The organism is Viridibacillus arvi (assembly GCF_001274945.1).
GTDB lineage: Bacteria > Bacillota > Bacilli > Bacillales_A > Planococcaceae > Viridibacillus > Viridibacillus arvi.
Map to the genome: position 1 here is coordinate 643,966 of NZ_LILB01000005.1, position 12,968 is coordinate 656,933.

The 12,968-nt window shown below is 37.4% G+C and carries 10 protein-coding genes and 2 pseudogenes; 2 read left to right on the top strand and 10 right to left on the bottom strand.

The features are described 5' to 3' along the window. Window positions 1–7 precede the first annotated feature (7 nt). Entirely contained in the window at window positions 8–508 is a 501-nt protein-coding gene (locus AMD00_RS12420; RefSeq protein WP_053418287.1) for a DUF309 domain-containing protein, read from the top strand. Here AMD00_RS12420 and AMD00_RS12425 read toward each other — a convergent pair. The 6 genes from AMD00_RS12425 to AMD00_RS12450 all read right to left on the bottom strand — a co-directional run bounded on the left by AMD00_RS12425 (window position 505) and on the right by AMD00_RS12450 (window position 5,531). Next, complete coding sequence (locus tag AMD00_RS12425; RefSeq protein WP_053417372.1) at window positions 505–876, bottom strand: GNAT family N-acetyltransferase; 372 nt, start codon at window positions 874–876, stop codon at window positions 505–507. The genes AMD00_RS12420 and AMD00_RS12425 overlap by 4 nt on opposite strands. A gap of 184 nt (window positions 877–1,060) precedes the next feature. Next, the gene (lysA, locus tag AMD00_RS12430) at window positions 1,061–2,386 is read right to left on the bottom strand and encodes a diaminopimelate decarboxylase (protein ID WP_053417373.1); all 1,326 of its coding nucleotides are present in this window, start codon (window positions 2,384–2,386) and stop codon (window positions 1,061–1,063) included. Window positions 2,387–2,488: 102 nt separating this feature from the next. After that, entirely contained in the window at window positions 2,489–3,949 is a 1,461-nt protein-coding gene (locus AMD00_RS12435; RefSeq protein WP_053417374.1) for a spore germination protein, read from the bottom strand. Beyond that, a complete protein-coding gene (locus tag AMD00_RS12440) occupies window positions 3,946–4,734 on the bottom strand; it encodes a SigF/SigG family RNA polymerase sporulation sigma factor (RefSeq protein WP_053418288.1) in 789 nt (262 codons plus the stop codon). Before AMD00_RS12440 ends, AMD00_RS12435 begins: the two co-directional genes overlap by 4 nt. A gap of 4 nt (window positions 4,735–4,738) precedes the next feature. Continuing rightward, complete coding sequence (gene spoIIAB, locus AMD00_RS12445) at window positions 4,739–5,185, bottom strand: anti-sigma F factor (protein ID WP_038190956.1); 447 nt, start codon at window positions 5,183–5,185, stop codon at window positions 4,739–4,741. Continuing rightward, a complete protein-coding gene (locus AMD00_RS12450; protein ID WP_053417375.1) occupies window positions 5,178–5,531 on the bottom strand; it encodes an STAS domain-containing protein in 354 nt (117 codons plus the stop codon). Before AMD00_RS12450 ends, spoIIAB begins: the two co-directional genes overlap by 8 nt. A gap of 704 nt (window positions 5,532–6,235) precedes the next feature. Between AMD00_RS12450 and AMD00_RS12455 the strand changes: the two are divergent. Then, window positions 6,236–7,026, top strand: a pseudogene (locus AMD00_RS12455) (transposase); the annotation flags it as partial. Window positions 7,027–7,201: 175 nt separating this feature from the next. Here AMD00_RS12455 and AMD00_RS12460 read toward each other — a convergent pair. The 4 genes and pseudogenes from AMD00_RS12460 to deoB form a co-directional block, all read right to left on the bottom strand. Then, on the bottom strand, window positions 7,202–8,686 hold the full coding sequence (locus AMD00_RS12460) for an aldehyde dehydrogenase family protein (protein WP_053417376.1): 1,485 nt from the start codon (window positions 8,684–8,686) through the stop codon (window positions 7,202–7,204). Between the two features lie 627 nt (window positions 8,687–9,313). Next, window positions 9,314–9,906, bottom strand: a pseudogene (locus tag AMD00_RS12465) (YdeI/OmpD-associated family protein). A 507-nt stretch (window positions 9,907–10,413) separates the two neighbouring features. Then, window positions 10,414–11,718: a pyrimidine-nucleoside phosphorylase gene (locus tag AMD00_RS12470; protein WP_053417377.1), complete on the bottom strand. Its 1,305-nt coding sequence runs from the start codon at window positions 11,716–11,718 to the stop codon at window positions 10,414–10,416. Between the two features lie 12 nt (window positions 11,719–11,730). Further along, window positions 11,731–12,915, bottom strand: coding sequence for a phosphopentomutase (gene deoB / locus AMD00_RS12475; protein ID WP_053417378.1), 1,185 nt, complete (start codon window positions 12,913–12,915; stop codon window positions 11,731–11,733). Window positions 12,916–12,968: the final 53 nt, after the last annotated feature.

Consider the following 12,968-nt stretch of genomic DNA (forward strand, 5'->3'; position numbering starts at 1 on the left):
GTTCGAAATGCATCCGATGTACCACCCATTATTTGTCCAGTTTCTAACATATTTCAATGGCAATCAAGATTACTTTGAATGTCACGAAGTGTTAGAGGAGTATTGGAAAGAAATAGCTCCAAAAGATAAAACTCACCCCTTAACGGGATGGATTCAACTAGCGACCGGCCTATACCATTGGCGCCGAGAAAATTTTAGTGGCGCCAAAACAATCTTAAAAAAAGCATATATTACTTTAGAGCAGTCCGTCAATTCTTCATTTATGGAAGAAGTGGACGGTATTGCAATTTTACACTCTATGCAGCAAGTTCAACATGCAGTAGAAAAAAAAGAACCTTTCCAAAAATTTATTTTACCAATTACCTCAGAGACCTTAGAAAAGCAAGTTCTCACTTCAATTGCCTTATTGGAAGAAACAGATGCTCATTACCTACAACATAAGCATATGCTACGTGACCGCTCGGATATTCTCTTAGCAAGAGACGAAAAAAGAAGAAGCAGACATTAAATTTCTTTGTCTGCTTCTTCTAGCATCGCTTTACATTTCTGTATGAACGGTGCAGTTTGATCACAAGCTGCTATCACACAATCCATATCCATCTTAGAAAGCTGTTTAACCATCTCTTTACCGAGTCCCTCACCTCTATGTGAAGGGTCAACCGATATATGTCTAACAATCCATTCGTCATCAGCAATCTCTACGCCAACTAAACCAATAAAGTCATCCTCTTGTTTCCATAAAAACAGTTGCCAGTTTGGATCTGTTTCGTATTGTCGAATCGTTTCTTGTAGTAATTTCAAATCTTTTTGATCTGGCATAAACGACAAGAGCCCCATCGCAATTTTTTCGAATGCTTTCTTATAACGACATAACATTTATATGATCCCTCTTTTTGCCTTTAAGTATCTTTCAACATCCTACACGAAAAGCAAAAATTACGCAAATAGATTCACATTATTTACCTATACTTGATGGAGCAATATAAAGCCAATAAATTACGCCCCATGCAGTTGTTAATATTAGGAATAACAGAAGTAATAAAATATTACTTTTCTTCAATTAACGATTTACCTCCTTCCCAATCGTTAGAGGAAGGTCAAGCTTCACAAGATCTTCATAACTTTCGCGCTTCACAACTAATTGGTGTGCGCCTTTTTCCGCAAAAACGACAGCCGGCCTTGGTATACGATTATAGTTACTCGCCATTGAATAACCGTATGCACCTGTACAGAACACAGCTAGAATATCCCCTGATTCTGCTTTTGGTAACTTAATATCCTCAATCAGTTTATCACCAGACTCGCATAACTTACCAGCAATCGTATATGTGCTAACTAATTGGTCATTCATTTTATTAGCAATGACAGCCTCGTATTTTGCGTCGTAAAGAGCTGGACGTATATTATCAGACATCCCACCATCAACCGCTAGATAATTTCTCGTATTAGGAACTTCCTTTTGAGAACCGACTGTATAAAGTGTAGTACCAGCGTCTCCAACCAATGAACGACCTGGTTCAATCCAAATTTCAGGCATCGGCATTGAAAAAGCAGCCATCTCTTGTTGTACCGCTTTAATCATATCATCTACATAGACTGCTGGTTGAAGTGGTGTGTCCTCTTCTGTATAACGAATTCCGAATCCTCCACCTAAATTTAATACTTGGCTAATGAAGCCGGATTCTTTATACCATTCACCCATTTTATCACTTATTTTTTTTGCTGCTAAACTGAAAGCCGCTGTATCGAAGATTTGTGAGCCAATATGACAATGCATCCCTTGTAAATCTAAATATGCGTGATTTTGCAATAGCGTAAATGCACGGTCTGCTTGTCCGTTATTTAAGTCAAAACCAAATTTAGAATCTGCTTGACCTGTTGTTATAAAGTCATGTGTATGCGCCTCTACTCCTGGCGTCACACGAATTAGGACGTGCATTTTTTGTTGACGTGCTTCAGATAGTTGTTTCAAGGCAACAATTTCATCAAAATTATCAATTACAATACATCCAATTTTCGAATCGAAAGCAAGAATTAATTCATCGTAGCTTTTATTATTACCATGGAAATGGATGCGTTCACTTGGGAAACCTGCTTTTAAAGCGGTATAGAGCTCCCCTCCCGAAACAACATCGACCGATAGTCCTTCTTCAGCCGCTAGTTGATAGATTGCAACGCTTGAAAACGCCTTACTAGCATAAGCAACTTGTGCTTGCACACCTGCATTTTTAAAAGTATTAATAAAACCTTGTGCTCGCTCTCGGAAAAGTGCTGTATCGTAAACGAATAAAGGTGTACCATATGTTTTTGTTAATTCAATAGCGTCTACTTGTCCAATTGTTAAATGACCATTTTCAGTTACATTTTGAGTCCCATATAAATGCATTCAAATCTCTCCCTTTATCCGTATACCCCAAAAAGAATTCACGGAATTTTTCTATAACTAATTGAACTTTATCATAGAAAGAGAAATGTATGCAATGGCATTTCATGAACGTTTTCGCTGTTTTGCACCAACAATATACGGTCTTAAAGCATCGCTCGTCATAGGGAATCGTATGAATATACGTAAAAATGCTTGTGGGAAGAACGGAACTACTGGCCACATATAAGGTACTTTCATTGGTCGTAAAGAGCAAATATATAAGAAAAGCCCTAATATACCAAGGAAGAATCCATTAACTCCGAGCCATGCGGTCATGAGTAGCAAAAAGACCCTAAATACTTTAATGGTGATACTCAATTCATACGAAGGAATTACAAATGTGAAAATGGCAGTAATTGCTGTATATAACACAACTTCAGGTGAAAAAAGTCCAACATCAATTGCAATATTCCCAATAATAACACCTGCAATTAATCCCATCGCAGTGGAAAGTGGAGTTGGTGTATGAATGGAGGCAAGCCGCAAGTATTCTATCCCTGCATCTGCTATTAATATTTGGAGTAATATCGGTATGGCGGACTTCTTATCTATTCCGACGAAATCTAAAAACGTAGGAATCAATTCATGATGTTTGATTAATAAATACCAAAAAGGTAATACTATGAGGCTTAAAAAAGTCCCGAAGAAGCGTAAGAAGCGGACAGCTGTTCCAATAAAAGGGGCCTGACGATATTCCTCTGCATGTTGTAAATGATGAAAAAATGTTACGGGTACTAAAATAATTGAAGGTGACGTATCGACAATTATCGCGATATGACCTTCCAATAAATGAGCGGCGGTAATATCAGGTCGCTCAGTGTAGCGTACAAAAGGTAGTGGATGGAAACCTTGTTTAAATAACCATTCCTCTATTGATTTATCCGCCATTGTTAAACCATCATGTTTAATTTTTTTCATACGCTGACGTATATAATTGAGATGGTCCTCATTGGCAATACCCTTCATAAAGACAATTGCCGTATCTGTCTTGCCTTTATCTGAGATTTGATGCAGTTCAAAACGCAATGATGCATCCCGAATTCGCCTTCTTATAAGCCCCGAGTTTTGTACAATATTTTCTGTAAATCCATCACGCGATCCCCTAATAACTTTCTCATTATCAGGTTCATCAGGTTGTCTACCAGGATAAGCTCTCAAATCGGCTATAAAAGCATAGCCAGATGGTGTAATAAACGCCACCTGGCCCCCTAATATCGCAGTTAATAGCTGTTCCTGACTCTTCATCGGTTCCCAAGCAAAATACGGGAAGCAAAATTGGAAAAATTCCGGCTCAGTTTCTGGTGTATATCCTTCTACCTCTTGGGTCGGTTGAATATTGACAAGAATTTCTGTGAAGTTAGCACTATCAATAAGCCCATTAATATAAATAGTAAACACCGGCATTTTGTATAAATGCAAATGCTTCATCCCTATATCAAAGCTTTCGCTTTCACCGAATTTTGAAATCATATACTTTTCTGCTTCTTCTATACTTGCGAAAATAGGTTTTTGTTCTTCAGTCATTTTTTTGCCGCCTTTTCTAATCCTTTCAATTGACCTGGTGCTAGCCAAACTTTCAACTGTGATAAGATTCGTTTTTCTAGTCGTGATACTTGTACTTGTGAAATGCCAAGTCTCTCAGCAATTTCACTTTGAGTACAATCTAAGTAATAGCGCAAATAAATTACAGATTGTTCCCTTTTACCAAGTCTCGTTAATATGTCTCGAAGTGGTATATGCTCAAAAGGCCTTTCAGAGGTAGCATCTCTCATTTGATCCATTAACGTAATTGGATCACCATCACTTTCAAATAACTGTTCATGTAGTGATGCAGGGTCCCTTAGAGCATCAGAAGCCATTGCTATCTCATCAGTTGTGACTTCCAACAAATCGGCCAATTCCTTCATGGTAGGGGGTCTCTCATTGACTTTAAGAAAATCATCTGTGGCATGGCGAATTTTATAGTTAAGCTCTCTAATAGATCGGCTTACTTTAACCATACCGTCATCCCGTAAAAAACGCTGAATTTCACCGATTATCATAGGTACTGCGTAAGTTGAAAATTTCACTTGGTATGACAGATCAAATTTATCAATTGACTTCATCAAACCAATACAACCAATTTGAAAAAGATCTTCTAAATCTGCCCCGCGTGAAGCAAAACGCTGTACGATTGACCAGACAAGACGCGTATTCCCCTCCACCATCTCCTTTCTAGCGTTAGCATCGCCAGCTTGAGACTGCAGTATGAGCTCTCGCATTTTCTCCTGTGTCAGCAATATGGAAGAGGCTTGTGGTTTAGATGTCATTTCCTCACCTAGCGGCAAACGGTGAACCTACTGGTTGAAATTGCTTCTTGAAGGTGACCGTTGTCCCTTTCCCGCGTTCGGATTTAACAGATAACTGATCCGTAAAGCTTTCCATAATTGTAAAGCCCATGCCAGAACGATCCATTTGTTGCTTTGTTGTATATAAAGGTTCCATTGCTTGCTGTACGTCTTCTATTCCACATCCTTGATCAGAAATCGTCACAGTCACTTCGCGATCAACACGAGTAGCATAAACTGTTACAATGCCTGTACGATTTTCCTCATAGCCATGAATAATTGCGTTTGTAACTGCTTCTGAAATGACAGTTTTCACCTCGGATAATTCCTCAATCGTTGGATCCAACACTGTCATGAAACTCGTCATCGCCATACGCGCTAGTGCTTCATTTTCACTGACCGCTAAAAACGATAAAGTCATTTCATTATCCATTCAAAATCCCCCCTAAAGTTCGAATTACTTCATCTTCTGTACCTTGCCAAATATATTTGGACAACCCTGAAAACTGGAATATTTTCTGCATCGTAGCAGACGGATTTAAGATGACGGTTTGTCCATTAATCGGCGCTAAATCACGCATTCTTCCTAATATCAAACCAATGCCAGCGCTATCCATAAACTGCAGGTCACCTAAGTTCCAAACAATTGCGTGAACGCTACCTTGGTATATTGCTTGTGAAATATCTTCTCGAATACGGTTTGCAGCATGATGGTCTAAATCACCTTGTAAACGAATAACGGCAATGCCATCCACTGTCAGTTGAATTAGTTGTTGCATAGTCATACCTCCTTTTCACAAGCATATTCCACATTTGTTGTGCGTTATCCTTTCGCATGACAATTTAAGAAGAAACCTTCTAAAATTAGAACTAAATCGACAGTAAATGGATGTCATCTTTATCCATAAGTATTGGAGATTCGAGGGAATTTTAATCAAAAAAATATCTCTATTCAAAAAAAACGAAACTGTATGATGGATGATGGGGAATTTTAAATAATTCGCACAACATAAATTATCCTTATTGCAATAAATTCCCTATTTTAATTGTTTTAGTTTAGGCAGTTTTCTAAAAGATGATTACTTCTGTTAAAACATAAAAAAGATAATCTACAAAATGATTATATTTAGGTTAGTTGACCTTAATAGTTCATATTAAAAGAGGCTGGGACAAAACAACTAACCTCAAAAATGAAAAGCCTAGAAAATTTTACGATTAGTAAAATCTTCTAGGCTTTGTTTTTTAGTCTACTTCGTAGCCGTTGTTCTCCGCTACGGCGGACGCTTTCCGCGGGCACGGCTCCAGCCTTCTCCTTCGCTTCGCTCAGTCCGGGTGCTTCCGCTCGTGCTGTTCCCGCAGGAGTCGCCGCCTTCGCTCCGAACAACTAATGAAACACTTCTATTTCAATTAAATCTATTCATAATTACAGGCATAAAGAAAGGACATCTTCTGATAAAATTTAAGTATCCCTACAAAATTAACACAGAAAAATAGCTATTCAAAAACGGATAATGATGCGACATTTATGCGCATGAAAGATGACTACATGCAAAACGGACAACTAAAGGCAGGATATAACGTGCAAGTTGCGACGGAAGGACAATTTACTTTGGCGTATGGCGTTTTTCCGAATCCAACAGACATGAAAACACTTATACCATTCCTTGACCAAATTGAAAAACAGTACTTTGACTTACCAAAATACATCGTTGCGGATGCCGGTTACGGCAGCGAACAAAATTACGATGACATCTTAACAAAACGCACACGCACACCACTGATTACGTATAACTACTACATAGACGAACAAAAGCGTAAGTTTAAAAATGCCCCGTTCAAAATAAGCAATTGGGTTAACGATGCGGAGCGTGATAAGTATACTTGTCCGAATGAAAAGCAGTTGACTTTCCAGTATAATATCGTTCGAACAGATAAATCGGGTTTTAAGCGTCAATTCAAAATCTATGAATGTGAAGACTGTACGGGTTGTCCATTGCGTGACTTATGTACAAAAGCGAGAGAAGGTACAAATCGTAAGCTCATGATTAATGAAAAGTGGGAACAACAAAAAGAATATGTAAGAGCAAAGCTTTCAGAAGAAAAAACAGGTGCAATTTATCGTAAACGTAAAATTGACGTAGAACCAGTTTTTGGATTTCTGAAGGCTAATTTAGGTTTCATGCAATTTTCTATTCGTGGAAAATCGAAGGTTGACACGATATTGGTCTCGCATTAATGGCCGTTAACTTAAGAAAATATGCGGTACGAGGATAATCCTCCACCACATATTGTAAAAATTAAACGCAAAAATCGAGATTGCATGATGCAATCTCGATTTTTTACGTGAACTGAAACTATTTATGTCCCAGCTTCTTATTTAATATATTATTTTTGCACTAAATCCCTTAGTTTAGCAAGGAATTTAATGGTCTTATCTAACATTCGTTAATTAGTACAATCCATCTGCATCTTCTTTAGTGTTAATGAAAATGTTTTTAGTTTGTGTGTATGCATCTAAAATTGATTTGTAAGTTTCACGGCCGATACCAGATTTTTTATATCCGCCAAATGGAGCACCAGCAGAGAAGTTTGTATATTGATTCACCCACATGCGACCAGTTTCAATACTACGTGCTACACGTAAAGCTGTGTTTAAGTTGCTAGTCCAGACACCACCACCAAGACCAAATTCAGAATCATTCGCCATTGCGATGACTTCTTCCTCTGTTTCAAACTTGATTACTGTTGCAACTGGCCCAAAAATTTCCTCTTGTGCGATGCGCATATCATTTGTACCCGCTAAAATCGTTGGCGCCATGAATACACCGTTCTCAAGACCTTTATCTTGTAATTGGTAACCACCTGTTACAAGTGTTGCACCTTCTTCTTGACCGATTTTCACATATTCTAAAATCTTATCTAATTGACGTTGGTTAATTTGCGCTCCCATCTGTGTTCCTGCTTCCCATGGTAAACCAACTTTTACGCTTTCGAATTTTTCTTTTATTGCTATTAAAAATTCATCATAAATGCCTGCTTGTACGAAAATACGAGAACCTGCAGAACACACTTGCCCTTGGTTAAATAAAATACCGTTTGTTGCACCTTCAACCGCACGTTCCCAGTTTGCATCGTTGAAGAAGATGTTTGCTGATTTCCCACCAAGCTCTAATGTTGCAGGGATTAAGCGATCAGCTGCAGCTTTGGCAACTAAGTAGCCAACATCTGTTGAACCTGTGAATGCTAATTTTGCAAAGCCTTCATGGTGTAGCATATAGTCACCAGAGTTTGATCCGCGTCCAGTTATTACGTTTACAACACCTGCTGGTAATACTTGATCTAAAATTTTCGCCAGTTCTAAAATGCTCAGTGAAGTTGTTGATGACGGAGAGATAACAACTGTGTTACCTGCTGCGATAGCAGGTGCAATTTTCCACGCTGCCATAAGTAGCGGGAAGTTCCACGGAATAATTTGACCAACAACACCGATTGGTTCTTTTAGTGTCAAAGTTAAGTTATTTTCATCTAATTGTTGAGCAGTACCTTCTTCAGATCGGATAACACCTGCGAAGTATCGGAAGTGATCCGCACTTAGTGGCACGTCAGCAGTCATTGTTTCACGTAAAGGTTTACCGTTATCTAATGTTTCAACCATTGCTAGATGCTCACGATTTGCATCGATTAAGTCTGCAATTTGAAGAAGTAATTTGCTACGTTCTTCAATGCTCACGTGTTTCCAAGTTTTAAATGCAGTTTGAGCTGCTTCAACGGCAGCATCTACATCTGCATGACTCGCATCGATGAAATCTGCTAGTTTTTCGCCATTACTTGGGTTGTAAGCGGCAATTGTGTTCCCGTCAGAACCTTCAGTCCACTCGCCATTAATATATAATTTGTACTGTGAATCTATTATATTTGCTATATCTTTATTCATAAAGTTGACACCTCTAAAATTTATTCTAGTAAAGTTACTCTAAACTAGTTAATGCTAGTATATAGCCGATATAATTGAATTTCAAAAGATGCGCTTGTGAATTATTGAACATATTAGAATAGTATTTCGAGAAAATGATTTGAAATCTTAATAAAAAAACTGCTAATATACAGTTTGAAATATTGAAAAGCAAGAGCAAAGGATCACAGTGTAAATGAGATGACTCACCTATACTTAGAAAAAAATCACATCGTATGAAATGTTCATTTATGTTAAACAAAATATGTAGAATTCTAATCAAATTTAATCATTTTTTGAGTTAGATTAACTTTAGTTGAAGGACTCTTGATAAGAAAAAAGAGCTGCCGAAGCAACCCATTAATATCTCACTAAAGAATTTATTAATTCAAGAAAAGCGTACCTTCCAGCAAAAAGCCAAAGGGTACACTTTTGTGAGCAGCAGTATTTTCTTTTCTTAGCTAGTTTGCTTACACTTTACGTATCATTTTTTTGTTTTTTCCATTTTAAAATATTTGATTGAGTTTATTGTGATCTAAAAAGAAGTTCGAATGAAGCAAAGTGAGGTTATTTCTTAAAGAAAGATTAGTTTACTTTCCATCGACTAAGTTAATCATTTAACCCCTTTCCATTGAGGATTTGCTGTATACTTTTTTCAACTCTTGATACTCGAGTTTTGGATTGCTTTGGTGCAGAAAAATAAAGAACATATGCTCTTTGTCGTCCTGGCGTCAATGCTTCAAAAGCAGTTTTCAAGGCTGGGGTTTCATCGAATTTATCTTGAAGTTCTACAGGAATTATTATTTCTGTATTCTTTTTAAAATTCACTTCCAAACCTGCTTTTTCAACTTCAATGGCTTCATAAATATAGGCTTTCAAGATTGGTTCCATTTCAACTATTTCTTGTACATTGGTGAACCGGATCTGGCGCGCCGCCTGTACATTCTCTGTTTGTTGAATTAGAATCCCATGGGCATCTTTTAACAAGACACCTTTGTGAAACAGAAGCGCACAATATTCCTTAAATCCATGTATTAAAACAATGTTTTTTTCTCAAACATGTAACAAGGATGCATCCACTTAAATTCTTCTGTCAGCTCACAGTCAAGAACGATATTTCTCAACTTCTCATATTCTTCCTTCCACTTTTTAGATTTACCTATAAATTCATCCACCTTAGGATTCAGTTTACTCTTTGTCATTATGGAACACCCCACTTCAATTTTTCGATTAGCTAACAGTTAAAAATAATCATTCTCAAATTTCCAAATTTTCTCTGTCACTTTTTCATTTATTTCAATATTCATTACTCTTAATTCATCTTCCACGTTCCCTTACTTTCGCATGATGAAAGATTAGGATTGGAGTCCGATTTATAATAGGACATTAATTGGTGTCGTGTCAAACAGACCTGGATTGGAAAGTTGCAGGTAGCTTATATCGCTAATCTTGTTAGCTTTATATTCAGATAATACCTATTAAACGAAATCTTAGTTAATGTTCAGCGTCTTTAAATTCGAGATAAGGAATTTTAACTTCAAATGATGCGTATGTATTGTGACTTTTTTAATACTAAGCAATTCAATAATTCACTGCAGAACCATTTCGGAAACACGAAAATTATCAGTTTCCATCTGTTGAGTATTTTTTCAATATTTAATCAAAAAAAAGCTGTTACTCATTTAAATGAGTAACAGCTTTTCAAAAAATCATTCTGTAATGATAGCCTCGATTAATTTCGGTGCTTGAGGTGCTTCATTGGCAATTTTAATATGTGAGTAGATTTTATCAATCACTGATGAAACATCTTCTTGGTTAGCATAAATTGTCACCAGAGACTCACCTTTCGTTACTTTATCGCCAACTTTTTTGCGCAGCATTAAACCAACAGCTAAGTCAATAGTAGACTCTTTCGTAGCACGACCAGCGCCTAAAAGCATAGCCGCAGTTCCAACTTCATCAGCTTCGATGAATGATACAAAGCCATCTTCTTTTGCTGGGACTTCGAAAGTATATTGAGCTTGAGGCAACAATGAAGTATCATCTACTACTGCAGGGTTACCACCTTGTCCTTCAATAAATTGTTTGAAGATTTCTAATGCGCTACCATTTTTGATAACTTCAAGTAATTGTTCACGCGCTTCTTCTATTGTTTTCGCGTGACCACCTAGAACCACCATTTGACTGCCAAGAGTTAAGCAAAGCTCCGTTAAATCTTCCGGACCCTCTCCTCGTAAAGTATCAATTGCTTCTTTTACTTCTAATGCATTACCAATCGCAAAACCAAGCGGTTGGCTCATATCAGAAATAATAGCCATTGTGTTACGACCGACATTATTGCCGATTTGGACCATTGCATGTGCTAAATTTTTTGCATCTTCAACAGTCTTCATGAAGGCACCTTCACCGGTTTTTACATCAAGTACAATAGCATCTGCACCTGCGGCAATTTTTTTACTCATAATTGAGCTTGCAATTAAAGGAATGCTACTAACTGTCGCTGTCACATCTCTTAGAGCATATAATTTTTTGTCTGCAGGTGTTAAGTTACCAGTTTGACCGATAACAGCTAATTTAATGTCATTTACTTGCTCAATGAATTGCTCTGTCGTCAATTCAACATGGAAGCCTTCAATAGCCTCCAATTTGTCAATAGTGCCTCCTGTATGCCCTAAACCTCGTCCACTCATCTTCGCAACAGGAACACCGACAGCAGCTACTAGAGGACCTAATACTAATGTTGTTGTGTCACCAACGCCACCTGTAGAATGCTTATCGACTTTAATACCTTCAATTTTTGAAAGGTCAATCTGATCTCCAGATTCAACCATTGCCATTGTTAAATCTGCTCGTTCACGATCGTTCATATCTTTAAAATAAATAGCCATCAATAAACTACTTGCTTGATAATCTGGAATTGAACCATTTGTATAACCTTCTACGAAAAAGCGAATTTCTTCTGTAGTTAGTTCTCCACCATCACGTTTTTTTTCAATAATATCAACTATGCGCATTTTATTACTCCCTTATTTTAAATTTGATAAGAAGCTTGTGCCGAATTCAGGTAATTTCACATTGAAGTTTTCTGCAACTGTAGCACCTATATCAGCAAATGTAAGTCGTAGTGGTAATTCATTACCTTCTTTAAAGCGTGGTGAATAAACGATTAATGGCACATATTCACGTGTATGATCACTTCCGTGGAAAGTTGGATCATTTCCATGGTCAGCTGTAATTATTAATAAATCATCTTCCGTCAACGCTTCCAAAACTTCTGGTAAACGACGGTCAAATTCTTCTAACGCTTCACCATATCCAATTGGATCTCTGCGGTGACCATAAGCTGCATCAAAGTCAACTAAGTTTAAGAATGATAAGCCATGGAAATTCTTACGTACAACTTGTGATATCTTGTCCATACCATCTGAATTATCTTTTGTACGGATTGCTTCTGTTACGCCTTCATTGTTAAAAATATCTGAAATTTTACCTAATGCAATGACATCAAAATTAGCATCTTTTAATTCATTCATCACTGTACGTCCAAATGGTTTTAACGCATAATCATGACGATTTGATGTACGTTCAAAGTTACCTGGAGTCCCAATGAAAGGACGAGCAATTACACGGCCTACTAAATATTCAGGTTGTAAAGTCAATTCGCGAGCGATTTCACAAATTTTATAAAGTTCATCTAATGGAACAATTTCTTCATGTGCTGCGATTTGCAATACTGGATCAGCAGATGTATAGACGATAATAGCGCCTGTTTTCATATGCTCTTCACCATAATCGTCAATCACTTGCGTACCACTCGCTGGCTTGTTACAAAGTACTTTGCGACCAGTACGTTCTTCTAATTGCTCAATTAAAGTTTGTGGGAAGCCTTCAGGATACACTTTGAACGGTTTATCAATGTTCAAACCCATAATCTCCCAGTGTCCTGTCATTGTATCTTTCCCCACTGAAGCTTCTTGCATTTTACCAAAATAAGCTGCAGGTTTTTCTACTGGAGTAATACCAGGTAACTCACGGATATTTGATAAACCTAATTCCCCCATATTGGGCATAGTTAAGCCATTCATTTTTTCTGCAATATGACCTAATGTATCTGCACCTACATCACCGAACTTTTCAGCATCAGGTGCTTCTCCAATACCTACTGAATCCATAACGATTATGTGAATGCGTTTAAATGGTTTTGTGTTCATTTGTGTTCCTCCTTTATCTTTACTTTCATTTTACCAAACTATACGAAAAAATA